Here is a 19,455-nt window from a genome sequence, read left to right as displayed (position 1 = left end):
TGTCGCGACTGACCTGTCAACCATCAGGAATGCTGTCCCAGGCACGCCGTGTCAACTATGTCATGACTTCAGACACCTCCGGGCGCACCATTTTTAGCTCCTACTCGGACTTCGCTGGCTGGGATATTCCGCTACCCTCAAGCTTCGGAATATCCCGAGGTGAAAGGACCAGCATGGCCACCGTTGAGCAGCACGATGCCCTGCTTGAGCTCGAGCGCATGATCGAGTCGCACGACATCGACGGCGACCACGCCGAAAAGATCTGTGGCCTGTTGGAAGAAGCGCAGCTCAACGACATCATCTGGCTGATTGAACGGTCGCCTGTCAAACGCAGTGCGGTGCTGTTCCGCCTGCTGTCGCCCGAGCGTGCCGGCGCTGTTTTTGACGCGCTCGACCCCAACCACCAGGCCGACATGGTGCGCGCGCTTGGCGACGATGAAGTCGCCGCATTCTTCGAGGAGATGGGTGCGGAAGACCGCGTCATGCTTCTCGACGAGCTTCCCGCCCCGGTGGCCGACCGCCTCCTCAAAGAGCTCAACGAGCAGGACCAAGAGAACACGAATGTGGTCCTCGGCTACGAAAAGGGCTCGGTCGGCCGTGTCATGTCTCCGGAGATCCCGGAGATCTACGGGGATATGACCGCGCAAGAGGTCGCGAACCTGCTGCGCGAAGAGGCCGAGGAGCTGGAGACCATCTACACCATCCCGGTGATGGATGAGGACCGGCAGCTGGTCGGCATTGTGAAGATGCGCGACCTGTTCCTGGCGGACGCCAACGACCTCGTGTCGGACCTGGTCCAGGATTCCCCGTGGGCGCGGGCGGAGGATGACGCGGAGGACACCGCCCGCTGGTTCCTCCCGTTGGCGCTGCTGGCCATTCCAGTGGTGGACAACGATAACCGCCTGGTGGGCATTTTCACCTTCGACGAAGCCCAGGCTGTCGTCGAGTCCGAGGACACTGAGGACAGTGCCCGCCAGGGTGGTTCGGAAGCGCTGAAGCGGCCGTATTTGTCCACGCCGGTGTTCACCCTGATGCGTTCGCGCATTGTGTGGCTGTTGGTGTTGGCGATCTCGGCCATCCTCACCGTCCAGGTCCTGGACATCTTTGAGGAGAAACTCGAGCAGGCCGTGGTGCTGTCCCTGTTCATCCCGCTGCTCACCGGCACCGGCGGAAACACCGGCAACCAGGCGGCAACGACCGTGACGCGTGCCCTTGCGCTTGGCGACGTCCACAAGGCCGACATCCTCAAAGTCATGTGGCGTGAAATCCGTGTCGGGTTCATGCTGGGTGCCGTTCTCGGCTCGATCGGTTTCGTGCTGGCCTCGTTGGTCTACGATTTGGACATCGGCATCATCATCGGATCGACCCTGCTGGCCATCTGCACAATGTCGGCGACGGTGGGCGGCGCCATGCCGATCGTGGCGAAGACGGTGGGCGCTGACCCGGCAGTGTTCTCCAACCCGTTCATCTCCACCTTCTGCGATGCGACGGGTCTGATCATCTACTTCCTCATCGCTACCTCGGTCCTGGGCCTGTGACCTGCTGATTTTTCCTGCTGTTCACCGTGGTGTACCGTTACATCTCGTTGCAAAAAGCACGCGCCCGTAGCTCAACGGATAGAGCATCTGACTACGGATCAGAAGGTTGGGGGTTCGAATCCCTCCGGGCGCACCAATAAAATGAGGGCCCTACCTGGTGTTTCAGGTAGGGCCCTTCGCTTTTGCCTACCCCTGCGCTGCAGCGAGCGCGGAGCTGCTAGGAACTCAAAAGACTAGCTCTCGAGATCCTTGACAATGTCGGGGTTCTCGCCCAGCCATGCCTCGATCGCTTCAGGCTCCTTGCCTTCGCCGTACTCGTTGACCACGGTGTCCTCGAGGGAGCCGTACTCGTCGTCGGAGAGCTTCAGGTCCTCGAGCCACTTGGCCACCTCGGGGTTGTCCTCGGCGAAGCCGCCGCGTGCGAGCCAGTGCAGGGACTCCGGCTCACCGAGTGCGCCCTTCGGGTCCTCCAGGTCCTTGACCGGGAACTTGGAGTTGGCCCAGAACGGGCGCCACAGGGTGACGACGATGTCCTTCTCGCCGTCCACCGCGGTCTGCAGCTCGGAGAGCATAGCTGGGGTGGAAGAGGTGGACAAGGAGTATCCGTCGGCATCCAGGCCGTACTCGGTGATGGCCTCCTCGGATGCCTTGGTCAGGCCGGCGCCAGGCTCGATGCCGACGACCTTGCCGCCGAAGTCGTCCGCCTTGCCCTTCAGGTCCTCAATGGAGTTGATGTCCTCCATGTACTCCGGCACAGCCCAGGTCAGCAGTGCATTGTCGTAGTAGGCGCCCAAGTCCTCGATGTCGTCGGAGTACTTGTCCATGTACTGCGCGTGGGTCTTCTCCGGCCATGCGGACGGGTACAGGTCGATATCGCCCTTGGCCAGGCCGGCGTAGAGGACGGCGGCGTCGGTGAGGGTCTCGTGCTCGACGGTGTAGCCGGCGGCCTCGAGCTTGTTCTCCAGCAGGTAAGCGGTGGACAGGCCGTCGGTCCAGGACGGCAGGTAGCCCAGGGTGATGGTGCCCTTGTCTCCGTCGCCCCCTTCGCTCGAAGCGGTGTCGCCAGAGTCGGAGCATGCCGTCAGCCCGAAGATGAGCGTGGCGGCAGACAGCGTAGCTAGCGTTTTACGGATGGTCATTGAAAGTAAGTCCCTTCTTCGACTGTGTAAGACAAAATCTCCGTGCCTCCCCCGTCCCCGCCAGAAAAGGCGGCGCCGCCTCACCCCGAGTGATTCAGCGGTGAAGCGGCGCGCGCATTTCTCCAGCAGATGTGGGGTTATTCCACCAATTATAGAGAATGATCCAATCTTCAGCCAAGGAAAATTACAGGTAGGGCGGAGTGCGCTAGTTTTTTCGATTCCGGATCTGGGTCAAAAGAGACGACTTATATGCATTCAAATCGCCCAGTGCGGCGGTGAGACGGTCGAGGTAGACCGCCAGGATGACCACGGCCAGACCTGCTTCGACACCCTGGGCGACATCCAGCGTGGAGATCGCGGCGGTGACTTCTTTGCCCAGACCGTCGGCGCCGACCATGCCGGCGATGACGGCCATGGAAAGCGAGAGCATGATGACCTGGTTGATTCCGGCCATGATCGTCGGCACTGCCAGCGGCAGCTGGATGCCGCGCAGAATCTGCCACGGGGTCGCGCCGTAGGAACGGCCGGCCTCGACGGTCTCCTCGTCCACCTGGCGGATGCCCAGCTCCGTCATGCGCACGCCCGGGGGCAGCGCGAAGATGATGGTGGAGAACACGCCCGGCACGACACCGATGGAGAAGAAGGTCACGGCCGGAATCAGATAGACGAATGCCGGCATGGTCTGCATGAAGTCCATGATCGGGCGGACGATCTTGCTCACCGTCTCCGACTTCGCCGCCCAGATGCCCAGCGGGATCGCCATGATTACCGCGGTCAGGGTGGACACGAGCACCAGCGACATTGTCTGCAGCATGGTCTCCCACTGCCGCATGCCCATCACCAGCAGGAAGCCGATCAAAGCGCCGAGGGCCAAGCGCCAGGAGCGGACGAACCAGGCGATGAGCACCAGGATGGCCAGCAGAATGAAGACCGGGATGGACAACAGTGCGTTGGAAAAGCCCTCGACGAGGAATGTCATGACGGCACTGAAGGCGTCGAAAAGCACTGTGGCGTTGTCTGTGAGCCAGTCGATGCCGTCGTTGACCCAGTCGCCGACGTTGATGCGGGGAATCAAAGTCTGGTCCATTACTCGTTCACCTCGTTGGTCGTGGTGTGTGCAGTGGTTGCAGCGCGGGCATCGGCATCGTCGGCGGCGGCCGCCGCGGCGGGATCGCTGCTCTCAGTGGATGCGGCGGACAGTAGCGTCACGCGTGGGACGACACCGCAGAATTTGCCGTCGTTGTCCGTGACCACGATCGGGGTCGGGGAGTCCGCGGCGAGCTGGAACAGCTCGTGAAGGGGGGTGTCTTTGTGGACGGTGTGAGTTGCCGGGCCGTCGTTAAGCGGAAGCGCGTTCTCGCTGTTGCGCACGGCGCGCGCGACAGCGTCTTCCCACACGATGCCGGCGGGCGTGCGGTCGCGGTTGAGAACGACGAGCCACGGGTTCTGCGTCTCGCGCAGGAGTTTCTGCGCGGCGAGCGGTCCGTGGGCTGCGCCGAGGGTCTCCTTCGGCTGCTCGGCGATGTTGTCGGCGGTGAGCACGCGCGCACGGTCGACGTCTTTGACGAAGTCGGCGACGAAGTTATTCGCCGGGTTCTGGAGGATGTCTTCGGCGGTGCCGATCTGCTCGATGCGGCCGGACCGCATCATCGCGATGCGGTCGCCGATGCGCATGGCTTCGTTGAGGTCGTGGGTGATGAACAAAATGGTCTTGTTCAGCTTGCCCTGCAGCTCGATGAGCTGGTCCTGCATGTCTTTGCGGATCAGCGGGTCGAGCGCGGAGAATGCCTCGTCCATGAGCAGGACATCGGTGTCCGCAGCGAGCGCGCGGGCGAGGCCGACGCGCTGCTGCATGCCGCCGGAGAGTTCGCCCGGCATGTAGTCGGCCCATCCGTCGAGGTCGACCATGCGCAGCGCCTCGTGCGCCTTCTCGTCGCGCTCGGCCTTGGACACGCCCTTGATTTCCAGGCCGTAGGCCGCGTTCTGCAGCACGGTGCGGTGGGGGAGCAGCGCGAAATGCTGGAAGACCATGGAGATCTTGTCGCGGCGGAGGTCGCGCAGCTGGGATTCGGACATCTCCGTCAACGGGGTGCCGTCGATCTCTAGGGTGCCGCCGGAGGCGGGCAAGAGTCCGTTGACCATGCGGATGAGCGTGGACTTGCCGCAGCCGGACAGGCCCATGATGACGAAAATCTCGCCCGGTTCCACATCGAAAGAGGCGTCGATGACGGCGGCTGTGCTGCCCTTTTCCATTAGTGCTTCGCGGCTCACGCCATTTTCAAGGGCGGCGATCGCCTTCTGCGGATCTTTGCCGAAGACTTTATAGAGTCCCCGGGCTGAAATCGTTGTCATGCATGCCTCCAGAAAAATTACACTGAAAATTCAGGTTCTTCAGGGATTTCATCTTTCCACACACTTCACCCAGTATCGAGCTCAGAGCGTGGAGATCACGGCATGCCGCACGATGAAAACGGGGGCATAAGCGAGGGCACGCGTGGACTAGAAGACGTCGATGCGCCCGCCGAGCGACTCGGTTTGCCGCAGTGCTTTGACCCAGCCGGGGGCGCCGAGCTGGATGCGCATGACGGGGCGCGAGGAGATCTTCACCGGGGACACGGATTCGGCGCGGGCGCCCTTGCGTGCGCCCATCCGGGTGGCGGCGCGGTAGCCGGCACCGGCGAGCTGCTCGATGGAGGGGCGGTCCGGGTCGGCGAGGGAGTCGCGGGCATCCTGCAGGAGGACCAAGATCTCGTCGATAGTTTTCACCACGGCATCGGCGTTGGTCTCGCACATCGCGCGCACGAGTCCGGGCTCGGTACCGGCGACGCGGGTCGCTCCGCGGAAGGACCCAGCCGCCAGCGACTGGGCGAGGGTGCCGCCACGGTCACCGACGATGGCCAGCGCCTCGGCGAGCACGTGGGGCAGGTGGGAGACCCGTGCGACAGCTTCGTCGTGGGCAGCCACAGACACCGGCACGGCTTCCGCGCCGCAGATGCGGGCGAGCTCGCAGACGTCGGCAAACAGCTCGATCCAGTCCGCCGGCACTCGGCGACCTGCGTTGTCGCACTCGACGGCGTAGTCGTAGGTGACGGCCCAGGCCGCGCGGGTGAACAAGCCTTCGCGTGAGGCGCCCCAGCCGGAATCTTCGGTGCCGGACATGGGGTGCCCGCCAACGTAGCGCAGCTGCATGCCACGCTCGCGGATCAGATCGTAAACGGACTTCTTCACGCTCACCACATCTGTCACCCCGCAGTTCGGGGCGTACAGGGCGATGCCGTCGAGCACATCTTCCACGGCATGCATCGGCACGGCGACAATGATCAAGGCGTTGTCGGAGGCGGCGCGGGACAGCACGCTGGAAAGGTCATCGTGGACGTCGAAACCCTCGCGGGAGGCGGCGCGTGCGCCGGAGCGGGAGTGGTTGTAGCCGTAGACATCTACGCCGGCGGCGGCCAGATCTCGCATGATGGATCCCCCGATGAGCCCTAGCCCGATCACGCAGGTAGGGGGGAGTTCGCGCTTGCTCAGATTGTGGCCGTTCACCCTGACAAGTGTTCCACAACGCGGGTAGTCTGACTAGGCATGGGTGCAGAGTTTGAGGATGGCTACGCGGTGACCGTGGCCATGCGTGGTGGCGAGTGGGTTGTCGCAGGGTTCGACGATGACTTCGAGCACCTGTCCACCGCTGTGAAGGCGGTCCGCAACCTGCGTAGCGAGGGCGCTGCTTTCGCATTGCTGAACGTCGAGGAGGAGTACCTCGTCATTGTGCGCCCCGGCCCGAGTGACGTGCGCGTGCTCATTTCGGACGCGACGATGGGCGTGGACGATGATTTCGCTGCGGAGATCCTCGACCAGGCAGGCATTGACATCCCGGACATCGATCCGGATGAGCTGGACAATGTCGACGGGTGGGCGGACGGCGACTTCGCCATTCTGGAAGACGTTGGTCTCTCCGAGCAGGTGCTCGCAGTGCTTATCGACGACACCTCCGCCGACCCCTCCACCATCATCGACTCCATCGCGGACGAACTCGGCTTTGCCGACGAACTGGACCGCGTGATCAGGCGGTGATCCCGCGGTGAGCCGGCGACAGGCACAGGCCGAGGAGCGGATGCGCCGCGCCATCGAGGTCGCCCGGACCACACCCATCGGCGACATTCCCGTCGGTGCTGTCCTCTACGGCCCGGACGGTGAAGAGATTGCCACCGGGACGAACCGGCGTGAAACGGATCGGGATCCGGTGGGGCACGCGGAGGTCGTCGTCACGCGAAAGGCGGCGCAGGCACTGGGAACCTGGCGTTTGGATGGCTGCGAGCTCGTGGTCACGTTGGAACCGTGCACGATGTGTGCCGGCGCAATCCTGGGCGCGCGCGTGCAATCGCTGGTCTTCGGCGCGTACGAGCCGAAGACGGGAGCTGTCGGATCGCTTATCGACGTCTTGCGTGACCCGCCTCATCTCCACACCGTCGAAGTGCGCGGAGGCGTGCTGGAGACTGAAACCGCCTCACTGATGCGGGACTTCTTTGCGCGTGAAGTCCGTGGTCACACGGCCGATGGGCGAGCTTGAAGGCGATTGAAACGAAATCGTTACCCACGCCACAGCCGACTTTCTCTACCATGGGCGACGTAAGCGAAACTCACTTAGATAAAGGAGAAGATCATGGCTGATTTTGAAGGCAAGGCAGACCAGCTGAAGGGCGACGCTAAGGAAGCTTTCGGCAACGCTACCGACAACGACCAGCTGAAGAACGAGGGCAAGGCTGACCAGCTCGGCGGCGACATCAAGGAGAAGCTGTCCGACGCTGGTGACGCTGCTAAGGACAAGTTCAACGAGGTCGCTGGCAAGGTCCAGGACAAGCGCGACGAGGCTTAAGTAGCCCCTTAAGGCGAATTTGGTTCGCCGGTCACGTTGCCGTTAGTCTGTTCTGCGGTAGCGTGTCCGAGCGGCCGAAGGTACTCGCCTCGAAAGCGAGTGAGGGTAAAACCTCCGCGGGTTCAAATCCCGCCGCTACCGCCAAAAATTTTGAAGTTCGGAGTTTGGGTAATATTCAGTCGACAACAGGCTGAATCGCACCCAGGCTCCGAACTTTTTTGAAAGGTACATGTGGCGACGTTTCTTTACCGGCTCGGCAAATGGTCCTTCCTGAACAAATGGAAGGTCATCGTCGCGTGGCTGCTGTTGTTTGCCGCTGGTCTTGTTGGGGCGTTGACGCTAATGAAGCCGCTGACGAGCGACTTCGAAATCTCGGGCACGCCGTCGATTGACGCGCTGTACTCGCTGAACGAGAACTTCCCTGACCAGAGCGATCCGGTCCAAGCCCCGTCGGTCAACCTCGTTTTCGCCGCGCAGGAGGGTCAGCGCTTGGACGCCGCCCACAACATGGCGGCGATTGACGAGACCATCGCCTACATCGAGGACAACCTCGACGGGCTCACCGGCACAGACCGCTTCGGCAACCCGGTCACGGTCAACAAGGCCCAAACCGAACAGATCGTGTCCATGATGACGGACATGGGCATGCCGGAGGAGCGCGCCAAGGCCGACGCCCACAATGTGCGCTTGCTGTCCGACGACGGCCGCATCGGCTACACCACCTTCGAATTCGGCGCCGAAACGTCGATGCAGGTGAGCGCCGAAGAACGCGAAGTCGTCGCGGAGGCAATGGAGCTCGCCCGCGACAAAGGCCTCCAGGTGGAGGCAGGCGGGCCGGGCTACGGCGACCCGATCGAGATCAAGGCCACCTCGGAAATCGTCGGCATTGCGATCGCATTCGTGGTCATGATTGTCACGTTCGGCTCGCTCATCGCGGCCGGCATGCCGGTGATCACCGCGGTGCTGGGCGTGGGGCTCGGCGTGTTCCTCATCCTCATGACTACGCACTGGGTCGACCTGAACGAGGTCACACCGACGATGGCCATCATGATCGGCCTGGCCGTCGGCATTGACTACGCGCTGTTCATCCTGTCGCGCTACAAGACCGAGCGCACCCGTTTACCTGGCCCGGAAGCTGCGGGTTTGGCGGTGGGCACAGCCGGGTCATCAGTCGTCTTCGCCGGCACGACAGTGTTCACAGCACTCATTGCCCTGGTGCTGGCGCAGATCGAGTTCCTGTCCTGGATGGGCATTGCCGCCGCCGTCACTGTTGCGATCGCCGTGCTCGTGGCTATCACGCTGCTGCCCGCACTCATGGGCGCGCTGGGCGACAAGATGTTCGCCGCGAAGATTCCCGGTGTGGCCGGCAACCCCGGCCCCGGCGACCGGCCCGGCAAGAACCTGCAGGAAAGGTCCCTGGGCAGGTCGTGGGTGAACGCGATCAAGCGCGCACCTGCTCTGGTCATGGCCAGCGTCGTGCTCGTGCTGGGCACGCTCGCGGTGCCGGTGCTCGGGATGGAGATGTCGCTGCCGTCGGACTCCAACTCCAACCTGGACACCACGCAGCGTAAATCCGCCGACCTCATGGCGGAGGGCTTCGGTGAGGGCGTCAATGCGCCCTTCCTGTTGATCGTCGACGCTCACGACGTGAACGCCGATGCCCAGGCACTGCAGCCTTACGTCAACGTGCTGCCGGATGAGGAGGAGAATAAGGCGCAGCTGTCGACCTTCCTCTACGCGATGGAGCGCGCTGGATCCGTCAACGGCATCACCCACGCGCAGCTCATCGCGGTCAACGAGGACATGACCGCCGCGCAGATCTTGGCGACGCCCACCACCGGCCCGGATAATCCCTACACCGTGGATACCGCGCACGCGCTGCGCGAGGTCGACCGCGAGATCACCGACGCCACCGGCGCTGACATCGGCCTGACCGGGTTCACCGCCGTGCAGATGGACATCACCGAAGAGCTCGCCGACGCGATGCCGCTCTACCTGGGCATTGTCGTGGGCCTGGCGGTGATCCTGCTCGTGCTGGTGTTCCGGTCCCTCATGGTGCCGTTGGTCGCGGGGCTGGGCTTCCTGCTCTCCGTCGGCGCGGCGTTCGGCGTCACGGTCGCGTTCTTCCAGTACGGCCTGTTTGGGCTGGTGAACACGCCGGGTCCGATCCTGTCCTTCCTGCCCATCCTCCTCATCGGCGTCACGTTCGGCCTGGCGATGGACTACCAAGTCTTCCTGGTCACACGCATGAGGGAGGAGTACACCGGGGCGCGTTCGCACGGCGCGCGCGGCGATTCACAGGCGACGCTCGCCGCCGTCGAAAAGTCCACGGTGGAGGGCTTTGTGCGCGGTGCGCGCGTGGTCACGGCCGCCGCGATCATCATGATCGCCGTCTTCGTCGCCTTCATCGACCAGCCGCTGCCGTTCATCCAGATCTTCGGCTTCGCGCTCGGCGCCGCCGTGCTTTTCGACGCATTCTTTGTCCGCATGGCGCTTGTCCCCGCCACCATGTTCATCCTGGGTACGGCGACGTGGTGGATGCCGGGGTGGCTCGACCGCATCCTGCCCAACCTGGATGTTGAGGGTGAAGCACTGGAGAAGCAGTTCGAGGAACGAGGAGTCCACGCATGACAGAACAGAGCGTGGATCTGAGCTTCACCCTGGGCACGCGTCTCGACGGCGCGAACGGCCGCACCGGCGTCATCCATACTCCGCACGGCGACATCCGCACGCCCACGTTCATTCCCGTGGCCACGAAAGCGACGGTGAAAACGCTCACCCCGGAGCAGGTGCGGGCGGCTGGCGCGCAGGCGATTCTGTCCAACGCATACCACCTGTACCTGCAGCCCGGATCCGACATTGTCGACGAGGCCGGGGGAGTGGCGGCGTTTGAGAACTGGCGCGGCCCGACATTCACCGACTCCGGCGGCTTCCAGGTGATGAGCCTGGGTGTCGGCTTCAAAAAGATCCTCGCGATGGACATCACCGACCTGACCGAGAGCGACATCCGCGCCGCGAACAAAGACCGCATGGCGCGTGTCGACGACGACGGCGTGGACTTCAAATCCGTCATCGACGGCTCCGCCCACCGTTTCACCCCGGAGAAGTCGATGCAGATCCAGCACCAGCTCGGTGCGGATATCATGTTCGCGTTCGATGAGCTGACCACGCTCGTCGATACGCGCGCTTACCAAGAGCACTCTGTTGAGCGCACGCGGCTGTGGGCGCAGCGGTGTTTGCGCGAACATGATCGGCTCACGCGGGAGCGCGAGGGCAAGCCTCTGCAGTCGTTGTGGGGAGTGGTGCAGGGCGCGAACTACGAGGACCTGCGGTGCCAAGCAGTACGTGGGCTGCTCGCCTTGGACGAGGAGGCACGCGCGGAAGGCCGGCGCGGATTCGGCGGCTTCGGCATCGGCGGCGCGCTGGAAAAGGAGATTCTAGGCACCATCACCAGCTGGGTCACCGACGAGCTTCCCGAGGACAAACCCCGCCACATGCTCGGCATCTCCGAACCCGACGACCTGTTCACCTGCATCGAGAACGGCGCCGACACCTTCGACTGCGTCGCGCCGACCCGCCTCGGCCGCCGGGGCGGCGTCTACACCCTCGACGGGCGAATGAACCTCATGGCCGCCCGCTTCAAACGCGACTTCACCGGCATTGACGAGGAGTTCGGCGGCTACGTCTCCGAGAACTATTCCCGCGCCTACATCCACCACCTGCTCAAGGCGAAGGAATTCCTCGCCGGAACGTTGTGCACCCTGCACAACCTCGAGTTCATGCTGCGCCTGGTGGACAACATCCGCGCCGCCATCGACGAGGGCCGGTTCTATGAGTACCGCGACGAATTCTTGGGGCGGTACTACGCGGGGCGCGGATAAGGGGCTGCTAGGCCGTCGTCGAGCTGACTTCTTCTTCCTTCCGGCGCACGGCAGCGATGGTCGGGTAAGTGATCGGCAGCAGGACGATCTCCATGATGGTCTTCCAGAAGAAGCCGACCGCGACGTAGTTAATGAACGCGCCCGCGGAGTCGATGCCGATAACGCCGGCCGCAATGGAACAGAACAGCAGCGTGTCGGCGAACTCACCGACGACTGTGGAGCCGATCAAGCGCGCCCACAGGTTGTCAGTGCCGAAGCGGTCCTTCATCTTCTGCAGCACCCACGCGTTGAGCAGCTGGCCAACGACGTAACCGGTCAGCGACGCGACGACGATGCGCGGCAACAGGCCGAGGACCGCCTCGAAAGTGTCCTGCATGTCGTAGAACGGCGCGCCCGGGAGCCAGATTGCAATGTAGAAAGACACCACGGCGAGCACCGCGATGCCGAAACCGGTGAACACGGCGCGCCGTGCGGTTTTGAAGCCGTACACCTCGGCGATAACGTCACCGATCACGTAGGAGATCGGGAAGAGGAAGAACGCGCCGTCAGTAATCAGCGGGCCGATCTGCACGCCCTTTTGCGCGGTGATGTTGGAAATCAGGAACACCGCGCAAAACACTGCGAGCAGGTAGGGGTACGGGGACCGCGAAACGGGATGACTCATGCGCATGATCTTTGCACACATCTCTAGCTTTAACCCGATCGCGTGCATAAGTGGCTAGCGTTTATGAACTTGGAACGTTCAGTAAAAATGAACGTTCAATAAAGATGCGCGATGAGGGCGTCTGGATGTTAATTTGATTGCTATGTTGCGTGAAATCGACGCTGCGAATCGGGTTCTTGCGCTCGAAGGGCTGCCGGTCCGACTGGAGCTTAGATCTGAGTTCGGATCTGAGCCGCCTTCAGGCCTCCTTAATCTCATCGACGTTCGGGATCCGGAAGCGGTTGCTTACCCGGTGGTGGGTTTCATGGGAGCACTGCCGTCTAAGTATTTTCCAGAGCAACGGACGGGGGAGCGATTCCTTCTTTTATCGGAGAACATCACTCCTGCAGTCGCTGAATCGCTGCGCCAGAGAAACATTATGTACCTCGATGCGCGGGGCAACTGTTTCGTCAATGAGGGTCCGATATTTGTGGATATCCGAGGCCGGACTCGCGCCCCCGAAAGCTCCGGAAGGGCGAGAGGCGGGGAGCTTTCTGGTCCAGTGAATTCGGCGCAAAACTTGTTCACACCGCGGCGTGCGCAAGTGATAGCTGTGCTTTTGTCGTTTCCGGAGCTGCTCGGCAAACCGACCCGGCTATTGGCGAAGGCTTCAGACACTTCTGTAGGAACGACCTCGCAAACGCTTTCCCTGCTGAAGGAGACGGGGTATTTGTTCGAATCGGGCAGCGGATTCAGCTTCACGCCCAACAAGGTGCAGACATTGGTGGACACGTGGGTGGACGCTTACTCGACAGGTCTCGGGAAGCGTCTTGAGTTGTTCCACGGGAAAGCTGAGCTGTCTCGCCTGGGAGACATAGATCCACGTGGCTGGGTCAGCGGGGAAGCGGCTGTTCCGGAATTGGTGCGCGGTGGCGACTCTGTCACGTTGTACGTCGATCATCGAAATGATCTGAAGAGCTTGATAAAAGACTCAAGGATGCGCAACGATCCGCAAGGGAATGTGCTCGTTCGGAGGGCCTTTTGGTCACAACCGTGGGCACCTGATCTTCAGCGGGTGATCGATTCTGAGTCGGACATGCACGGATGGTCGGTTGCCCCGCGCATCCTCCAGATTGCTGACCTCGCAGCGACTCGTGATCCTCGCTTGGTCGAAGTGTCGCAAACCATCAGAGCGCAGTTGCTTAGGGATATCGATGCACAACGATGAACATATTTGCACTGTCTTAGAACAGGTGGGGGAGTTTATTTCACTCGATAGCGTGATGGTCGTTGGGGCGGCCTGTCGTGACATTCACCAGTCCAGTTTCCGCAACGCGGAACCGGCTCGCGCCACCGGGGATGTGGATTTAGGCCTTGCGGTTGAAGATTGGGGTGCCTTCTTGGCTCTCCGTTCTGCGTTCTCACCACACTCGAGCGCCTGGCAAGAGGTGAAGATCGGTGATATCCCTGTTGATCTGGTGCCCTTTGGGCCCTTGGAGACCCCTCCTGGGACTGTCGTCACAGATGACGGGATCCAAATGAATGTCGCCGGATTTCAGGAAGCGTTTGATAATGCAGACCTCCACACGTTGTCTAACGGTATGCAGATCAAGATTCCTACTGTTCCTGGTCTAGCGGCTTTAAAGCTGCATGCATGGTTAGACCGCTATCTGAAGGGGAACTACAAAGACGCTTATGACCTCGCCCTGATCATGGCTTGGTACGGAGAGCCTCAAGCTGAACGACTGTTTGATCGGTTCTTGGAATACCGGGAGCCGGAGGAAATTTTCCCAGATGACCAACTGGCCGCTTTCGTCCTCGGGGCAGATGTAGCCGTAGAGCTGGGTGTGGAGGCCGCGTCCATACTGCATGAGAGGTTCGAGCGTGAGCCTGAGAATGGCATTGAACTCCTTGCCAAAGAGTTGACCTGTCGTGGTGAACACTCTCTCCCAAAGGATCGCAGGCGAGCCCAAGTAGATTCTCTGTTGGACGGGCTCAACGAGGGGATCAGAGGTATGAGCATATGACCCCGTTCGATGCCCCCGCCGGCCGGTACGCCCCCAGCCCCAGTGGAGATTTGCACTTCGGCAACTTGCGCACGGCGGTGCTGGCATGGCTATTCGCGCGCCAGTCGGGCCGACGATTTTACATGCGGGTGGAGGACATTGATTCGGAGCGGTCGTCGGCGGAATCGGCGCGGCGCCAGCTCGAGGACCTCGCGGCGGTCGGCATAGAGTGGGACGAGCCGGTCATCTACCAGTCGAATCGCTCGGAGACGTACCAGGGCGCGCTGGCCACGCTCACCGAGAAAGGCCTGGTCTACGAGTGCTACTGCACACGCCGGGACATCCGCGAAGCAGCGTCTGCCCCGCACGTCCAGCCCGGAATGTATCCAGGCACGTGCAGAGAGCTTGACGACGCTACCCGCGCCCAGAAACGCACCCTCCTCCAATCCGAAAACCGCCTGCCGGCCCTGCGCCTGAAGTCCCAGGCGGAGCAGTGGACGGTGCGGGATTTCTACCACGGCGCGTTCACCGGACTTGTAGACGATGTCATTCTGCGCCGCGGCGGCAACATCAACCAAGCGCAGGCGGGGGACTGGGCTTACAACCTCGCGGTGGTCGTGGACGACGGTGACCAACGCGTAGATCAAGTGGTGCGCGGTGACGACCTGCTCGCCTCGGCTCCGGCGCAGTCCTATCTGGCGCACGAATTGGGATACGACGAGCCGGAATATGTGCACGTCCCGCTGGTGGTGAACGCCCAGGGGCGCAGGCTGGCCAAACGCGATGGCGCCGTCACGCTGCGCGAGATGAACGCCGACGGCGCGGACGTCCCAGGCGCGATCGCAGAGTCGCTGGGTTACCCAGGCGCGGACATGGCCTTGTTGCTCCAGGAATTCGATCCGGAAGCGCTTCCGCGCGAGCCGTTCGTCTGGTGCGACTGAGAACAGCACCGAGACAGCGCGCTTGAATACTTTTGCTCGCTTATTCCTACGGGGGCATTAACCGCCATTGTGAGAAGCGACTCCGAAGAATGCTAGGGGGTTTCAATCGAACGTAAAGCGCTAAAATAACGGGAATTAAGTCCATTCTTAAGTCTTCTTTACGCTGGTGGTGAGGGGTATCACAGGGAATTGACATGCTGCAAGGGGTGGGTTAGCTTCGACCACGATTACCACCCTCAGAGAGATCGCAAAAGAGGTTTCCCTGCCTAAACGATACTGTCCACCCGGACCTGCAGCCGACATTTTTAGGAGCGGCCAGATGCCGAAAACTAAAGGAGCTAGGACTATGACCAAACGTTCACATACTCGTGTACGGGGGTTACTATGTTCAGTTTCGGTTGTCGGTGCCTTGTTTATTGGTAGTGGTGCGCCGGTTGCGGTCTCACAAACCGTCACCGAGCCAGTTTCGGAAGAAGCAGCGGTTTCCGAGGAGGGGGGCACTCCAACTGACGAAGCGAGCGGCAACGGCAGGAAGTCTGCTGCCGAGAGCCAGGCGCCCGACGGCCCAGAGCCGGATGCCAAGAACCAAACTAATGATGTGAACGCGGCGCGCTTTGGCGATGTCATCGCGATCCCCAAAGGAACCAATGCTGAGGGGAGTCTCCTGTACACGCTGACTAGCAAGGTGTCTTCCACCGACTTCGGAGAAGATGAGTACATCAGACTGATCCGTCAAGACTCCGGAGCTCCCGTGAAGGTAACAGGTGGGCGTCTCAACGCTTCTGCAGTAGAGGTCTCAACGGGCGTTGATGATCAAAATCGGCAAATTCTTGCTCTTCAACGTCCAGCGCAAATACCAGACTCAAACATTGTAGAAGTGGACATCGAGGTGGAACCGGGCAGTGTTCTCACTAAGCGGTCCTGGCGCCTAGAAATTTCGGACCGGGCCCTCGACGGTGAGCAACCGAATGCTCCAGAGCTTTCTAGAAATCGACTCTTTGCGGCGGCAGAAGAGCCGCGACCTGATATGAGCAAGATCCCCGAATACATGGGTGGTAGCGGTAATTTCGTTCTCGGGACAGATCCATCTTTCGAACTTACAGAGATCGTGCCCGAAGAAGATGACGGCAAGGTGGCTACCATTCGTTTCACGTTTGAAGTGGATGGCATGAATGCCCAAAGTGGGCCGTTCAACGAGCTTCGGTTCAATCCTCGCGGCATGTTCAATCTCGAAAAAGGGGCGAAATTAGAGGGATTGGATTATTTGTGGCTCAACGATAGTGAGAACACGAATCCGGAACACTCATTGAACTTGCAGAAAAAGGGTATCGACTGGGTCAAGCACTCCGTGGATGAGAAGGGGGAAGGTGCACCTCTTGATGTGTGGTCTTCCACGCACTTCTTGATCGCGAATAGAAGGCCGGTGATCAAAAACGGCGACACCCTCACGGTTCGTTACAAGCTCACACGTGAAAAGTATGAAGTTGAGCCGGACTCGGGACTCTCTGGAACACCAACGGAAAACACCTACTGGGTGAATACAGAGACCCAGTTCACGCGGTACGACATTTCCCCGGATATGAGCACTATCAGGATTGGCCGCCAGTTTCCAGTCAAGGAAGGATATGGTGACATAGCGGTAACGAAAGACGGGAAATTCCTTTATGCCGTCAAGTATCTGGGGCCTTTTAATGAGTTCTTCATTGACAAATACGATGCCCGCACGGGTGCTCACGTAGGTCGAGGTAGTTTCAAATTGGGACCACTTGCAGCAGGTGGCTTAGATCTTGCCTACCCTCAGTTGAACGCTTTGACCTTCGACTACGATGGAAACCTGATTTTCGCCACCCCAAAGGCAACTAACCCTGGCGACAATAAGAGCCCCATTTGGAAGCTCGATCCTTCTTGTGTGAAGCCTCTGGATGAAAAGTCCGTGTGCAACCTCGGGACAGATGTTGTCGAAATGGATCTGAGATGGCCCAAGGGCCTGACATCCGCAGGTGACTTCTTCGTCGGGGCGGATGGAAGCCTGTACGGTGCAGCGACTACCGCTACAACCAACGCTAAATCTGAGTCCCCGATTGTCCGCTGGGCGGCTCTTGAGCCAGGTTACCCGGCTAAAGGCCGCGCAACGGAAGGGGTGATCGTAGGAAATCTTCCTCGTCCGACGTTCGGTATGGGCCGCTTTGGTGATTATATTCTCTCGACACAAACGGATGGAACACACGATAGCTTAGCCAACTCCGGCCTTGTCTGGTCTCACTTTGCATCGGACGGAAAGGGAGGCTACGTCCTTGAAGGTGACGAATTACAAGCAACGGTTGAGAGTACTGCGTATGGAGTATTCAAACCGAACCAATCACTGTGGGGAGCCACCTCGATTTATGATTCGGGCCCAGTTAATGAAGTAATTCTACGGATCGAAAAGGAGGTCAGGGGAGACCGCGTCGAAGCTGGGGACCAATTTCAACTCGGTGCCTATCGCGACCCAGCACCGCCGGCGAATAAGCGGACCTATTTGGAGGGTTCCGTTATGGCCTCATCGCCAGCGACTGGCCTGCAAGATCAAGTTGCCTTCAGCTACGTTCAGCGGGGTGAAAGCTACGGAATATTTGAAGGATTCCGCTACGAAGAATACGACAAAAAAGGGAACAAGTTGATTAAGAACTTGCCTAAAGAGCATGCAGAGAAATATTTTTCTTCTCTTAAATGCGTTGAAGGCAATGAGTGGTCTGCGAATGGAACAGTTGTAGAAACGGAAACGCTGTCGGACCTGACGGCTAACTCTGACCGCGAGAGTAGATTGACGATTCCTTCAGATCCCAACCTGAAGGCCGTGACGTGCAGGTTCAGCAACTCCACGGAGGTGGGAAAAACCTCGTTAGCGGTGTTCAAGATGGCCGATAAAGATGGGCAGAACAACCTGCAGCTGCTCGATGGAGCAAAGTTCGCGCTCCATGAAAAGGACGAGAAAGCTGCCGGTGGCCTGGGCACGAAGGTTTCTGACATCGTCCCTAACCCGGATAGCGGTTACTCGGTCGGCGACCTGGAGTTCGACAAACCCTACCTGCTGGTAGAGACGCAGGCGCCCCCGGGGTACCTCCGGCTTTCGCAACCGATTGAGTTCATGATCACCCGCGGGCAGAACGGCCGATCCCAACTTAAGCTCTTGAGCCAACCGACGAGTATCGGCGTGGCACTTCCCCCAGATGATCCGAACGCCCAAAAAGTCCAGAATGCCGGCGATGTGGATGGTGTGGCCCTCACGGTCGTCAACGTTGAGCACCCGCAACTCCCGAAGACGGGCGGGCCCGGTGTGCACCGTCTGGGTGCACTCGGTCTCATGTTGTTGGCTCTGGGCGGTGTGTCCCTCACCAATGGCGGCGGCAGGAGACGACTCCCGCGAATGAGCTGGTAGAGCCCCAATTATGGGGACCGCCCCACTGCGAACGCCTTGCCTACAGTGGGGCGCATGCTTTTCGATGCTGATCTGTCCAACGTCCGTGTCAATGACCCCTGGAAGCGCTACGACCTGTCCACCCTGAACCGGCTCCACGACGCCGAGGCCGCTGTCGTGGGTGACACCCTCGGCCACCTGACCACCATGGCGGGCCGGATCCACCGCGTTACCGGCGAAGGCAGCGCCATCGGCAACGCATTCCCGATCAACTGCACCCCGGGCGACAACCTCGGCGTATGGCGCGCGCTTGACGACGCGCAACCCGGCGACATCTTCGTCATCAACGCCCGCGGAGCTGACGGATCGGCCATCATCGGCGGCCAGATCGCCCGCATGATGGTGGAAGCGGGCGTGCTCGGCTGCGTCGTCGACGGACCTGTCCGCGATGTGAACGATCTGGAAGAGTACGGCCTGCAGGTCTTCGCCACCGGTACGACGCCGATGGGTCCGACTCGTTTCGGCCCGGCGGAGGTGGGCTACCCGGTCGCCTGCGCTGGCACGGTGGTCAAAGGCGGGGACCTCATCATCGCCGACAACGACGGTGTCACTGTCGTCCCTGCCGGCCGCATCCAGGAAGTCCTCGACAACATCGCCGATTCTGAAAAGAAAGAGAAGGACTTCTTCCGGAAGATCAGCGAGGAATGGGTGCCCGCCAAGAGGCGCGGTGACATCGGCCAGGATAACCCGGGCACTGTCACTCCCGAGACGGAAGACGAAGTCGATGAGGAGCGCTAAACCCTTAGGGGTGCAGGACTAGCGTTCACGCAAGCGGGTCAATACGTGAATCTGCAGCAGGACCGGGTAGAGGTGAAGGACAACTCCAGTCAGCAGAAGGACTATGCAGGCCACCCATCCTCCGGTCGCACCAGCCCAGATTGCGGTGGCGACATGAAGCATAAACCCCCACCCGTGGCCAGCAGCCGCCGATCTCATGTGCTGTGGGTCAAAGCGGCCACCCTCCCCGGCTGTGCTGC

The 19,455-nt window shown here is 60.9% G+C and carries 16 protein-coding genes and 2 tRNA genes; 13 read left to right on the top strand and 5 right to left on the bottom strand.

Features of this window, described 5'->3' with window-relative positions; translation table 11 throughout:
- Positions 1–173: 173 nt before the first annotated feature.
- Positions 174–1,538: a magnesium transporter gene (gene mgtE / locus KBX07_RS04605; protein ID WP_256023202.1), complete on the top strand. Its 1,365-nt coding sequence runs from the start codon at positions 174–176 to the stop codon at positions 1,536–1,538.
- Between the two features lie 60 nt (positions 1,539–1,598).
- Positions 1,599–1,674, top strand: a tRNA-Arg gene (locus KBX07_RS04600).
- A 97-nt stretch (positions 1,675–1,771) separates the two neighbouring features.
- Here KBX07_RS04600 and KBX07_RS04595 read toward each other — a convergent pair.
- The 4 genes from KBX07_RS04595 to KBX07_RS04580 form a co-directional block, all read right to left on the bottom strand.
- Positions 1,772–2,677 (bottom strand): glycine betaine ABC transporter substrate-binding protein, encoded by a 906-nt coding sequence (locus tag KBX07_RS04595; protein ID WP_005287360.1) that lies wholly within the window; start codon positions 2,675–2,677, stop codon positions 1,772–1,774.
- A 205-nt stretch (positions 2,678–2,882) separates the two neighbouring features.
- Complete coding sequence (locus tag KBX07_RS04590; RefSeq protein ID WP_255994724.1) at positions 2,883–3,764, bottom strand: proline/glycine betaine ABC transporter permease; 882 nt, start codon at positions 3,762–3,764, stop codon at positions 2,883–2,885.
- A complete protein-coding gene (locus KBX07_RS04585) occupies positions 3,764–5,029 on the bottom strand; it encodes a glycine betaine/L-proline ABC transporter ATP-binding protein (RefSeq protein WP_256003969.1) in 1,266 nt (421 codons plus the stop codon). The genes KBX07_RS04590 and KBX07_RS04585 overlap by 1 nt, the downstream gene beginning before the upstream one ends.
- A gap of 147 nt (positions 5,030–5,176) precedes the next feature.
- Positions 5,177–6,220: a prephenate dehydrogenase gene (locus KBX07_RS04580; RefSeq protein ID WP_005287351.1), complete on the bottom strand. Its 1,044-nt coding sequence runs from the start codon at positions 6,218–6,220 to the stop codon at positions 5,177–5,179.
- A 39-nt stretch (positions 6,221–6,259) separates the two neighbouring features.
- Between KBX07_RS04580 and KBX07_RS04575 the strand changes: the two genes are divergently transcribed.
- The 6 genes from KBX07_RS04575 to tgt all read left to right on the top strand — a co-directional run bounded on the left by KBX07_RS04575 (position 6,260) and on the right by tgt (position 11,431).
- Positions 6,260–6,748, top strand: coding sequence for a tRNA adenosine deaminase-associated protein (locus KBX07_RS04575; protein ID WP_005287348.1), 489 nt, complete (start codon positions 6,260–6,262; stop codon positions 6,746–6,748).
- A 7-nt stretch (positions 6,749–6,755) separates the two neighbouring features.
- Positions 6,756–7,244, top strand: coding sequence for a nucleoside deaminase (locus KBX07_RS04570; RefSeq protein ID WP_370687268.1), 489 nt, complete (start codon positions 6,756–6,758; stop codon positions 7,242–7,244).
- A gap of 93 nt (positions 7,245–7,337) precedes the next feature.
- The gene (locus KBX07_RS04565; protein ID WP_005287340.1) at positions 7,338–7,550 is read left to right on the top strand and encodes a CsbD family protein; all 213 of its coding nucleotides are present in this window, start codon (positions 7,338–7,340) and stop codon (positions 7,548–7,550) included.
- 56 nt (positions 7,551–7,606) lie between these two features.
- Positions 7,607–7,694 (top strand) — tRNA-Ser (locus tag KBX07_RS04560).
- An 87-nt stretch (positions 7,695–7,781) separates the two neighbouring features.
- Positions 7,782–10,181, top strand: a complete 2,400-nt coding sequence (locus KBX07_RS04555; protein WP_256003968.1) for an MMPL family transporter — start codon at positions 7,782–7,784, stop codon at positions 10,179–10,181.
- Positions 10,178–11,431: a tRNA guanosine(34) transglycosylase Tgt gene (gene tgt, locus KBX07_RS04550; RefSeq protein WP_256023201.1), complete on the top strand. Its 1,254-nt coding sequence runs from the start codon at positions 10,178–10,180 to the stop codon at positions 11,429–11,431. Before KBX07_RS04555 ends, tgt begins: the two co-directional genes overlap by 4 nt.
- Positions 11,432–11,438: 7 nt before the next feature.
- Here the strand turns inward: tgt and KBX07_RS04545 are convergent, their stop codons facing one another.
- Positions 11,439–12,095: a queuosine precursor transporter gene (locus KBX07_RS04545; RefSeq protein ID WP_255994730.1), complete on the bottom strand. Its 657-nt coding sequence runs from the start codon at positions 12,093–12,095 to the stop codon at positions 11,439–11,441.
- Between the two features lie 142 nt (positions 12,096–12,237).
- Between KBX07_RS04545 and KBX07_RS04540 the strand changes: the two genes are divergently transcribed.
- The 5 genes from KBX07_RS04540 (at position 12,238) to KBX07_RS04520 (ending at position 19,216) form a co-directional block, all read left to right on the top strand.
- The gene (locus tag KBX07_RS04540; protein WP_256023199.1) at positions 12,238–13,302 is read left to right on the top strand and encodes a type IV toxin-antitoxin system AbiEi family antitoxin; all 1,065 of its coding nucleotides are present in this window, start codon (positions 12,238–12,240) and stop codon (positions 13,300–13,302) included.
- Complete coding sequence (locus tag KBX07_RS04535; RefSeq protein ID WP_256003960.1) at positions 13,289–14,101, top strand: nucleotidyl transferase AbiEii/AbiGii toxin family protein; 813 nt, start codon at positions 13,289–13,291, stop codon at positions 14,099–14,101. Before KBX07_RS04540 ends, KBX07_RS04535 begins: the two co-directional genes overlap by 14 nt.
- Positions 14,098–15,021, top strand: a complete 924-nt coding sequence (gene gluQRS / locus KBX07_RS04530; protein WP_256023198.1) for a tRNA glutamyl-Q(34) synthetase GluQRS — start codon at positions 14,098–14,100, stop codon at positions 15,019–15,021. Before KBX07_RS04535 ends, gluQRS begins: the two co-directional genes overlap by 4 nt.
- Before the next feature lie 346 nt (positions 15,022–15,367).
- Positions 15,368–18,439 carry a SpaA isopeptide-forming pilin-related protein gene (locus KBX07_RS04525; RefSeq protein ID WP_256023196.1) on the top strand — a complete coding sequence of 1,024 codons (3,072 nt, stop codon included), beginning with the start codon at positions 15,368–15,370 and terminating at the stop codon, positions 18,437–18,439.
- A 54-nt stretch (positions 18,440–18,493) separates the two neighbouring features.
- A complete protein-coding gene (locus tag KBX07_RS04520) occupies positions 18,494–19,216 on the top strand; it encodes an RraA family protein (RefSeq protein WP_256023194.1) in 723 nt (240 codons plus the stop codon).
- Positions 19,217–19,455 lie beyond the last annotated feature (239 nt).

The sequence above is a fragment of the Corynebacterium sp. CCUG 70398 genome (assembly GCF_024454055.1).
Classification (GTDB): domain Bacteria; phylum Actinomycetota; class Actinomycetes; order Mycobacteriales; family Mycobacteriaceae; genus Corynebacterium; species Corynebacterium genitalium.
Note: the sequence above shows the minus strand (reverse complement) of the source record. Positions and strands in the feature narration are given on the sequence as shown.

Excerpts from the sequence above, each read along its gene's own strand:
- mgtE (WP_256023202.1), top strand. The coding sequence starts at position 174 with ATGGCCACCGTTGAGCAGCACGATGCCCTGCTTGAGCTCGAGCGCATG.
- KBX07_RS04595 (WP_005287360.1), bottom strand. The coding sequence starts at position 2,677 with ATGACCATCCGTAAAACGCTAGCTACGCTGTCTGCCGCCACGCTCATC.
- KBX07_RS04590 (WP_255994724.1), bottom strand. The coding sequence starts at position 3,764 with ATGGACCAGACTTTGATTCCCCGCATCAACGTCGGCGACTGGGTCAAC.
- KBX07_RS04585 (WP_256003969.1), bottom strand. The coding sequence starts at position 5,029 with ATGACAACGATTTCAGCCCGGGGACTCTATAAAGTCTTCGGCAAAGAT.
- KBX07_RS04575 (WP_005287348.1), top strand. The coding sequence starts at position 6,260 with ATGGGTGCAGAGTTTGAGGATGGCTACGCGGTGACCGTGGCCATGCGT.
- KBX07_RS04565 (WP_005287340.1), top strand. The coding sequence starts at position 7,338 with ATGGCTGATTTTGAAGGCAAGGCAGACCAGCTGAAGGGCGACGCTAAG.
- tgt (WP_256023201.1), top strand. The coding sequence starts at position 10,178 with ATGACAGAACAGAGCGTGGATCTGAGCTTCACCCTGGGCACGCGTCTC.
- KBX07_RS04545 (WP_255994730.1), bottom strand. The coding sequence starts at position 12,095 with ATGAGTCATCCCGTTTCGCGGTCCCCGTACCCCTACCTGCTCGCAGTG.
- KBX07_RS04540 (WP_256023199.1), top strand. The coding sequence starts at position 12,238 with ATGTTGCGTGAAATCGACGCTGCGAATCGGGTTCTTGCGCTCGAAGGG.
- KBX07_RS04535 (WP_256003960.1), top strand. The coding sequence starts at position 13,289 with ATGCACAACGATGAACATATTTGCACTGTCTTAGAACAGGTGGGGGAG.
- gluQRS (WP_256023198.1), top strand. The coding sequence starts at position 14,098 with ATGACCCCGTTCGATGCCCCCGCCGGCCGGTACGCCCCCAGCCCCAGT.
- KBX07_RS04525 (WP_256023196.1), top strand. The coding sequence starts at position 15,368 with ATGACCAAACGTTCACATACTCGTGTACGGGGGTTACTATGTTCAGTT.
- KBX07_RS04520 (WP_256023194.1), top strand. The coding sequence starts at position 18,494 with ATGCTTTTCGATGCTGATCTGTCCAACGTCCGTGTCAATGACCCCTGG.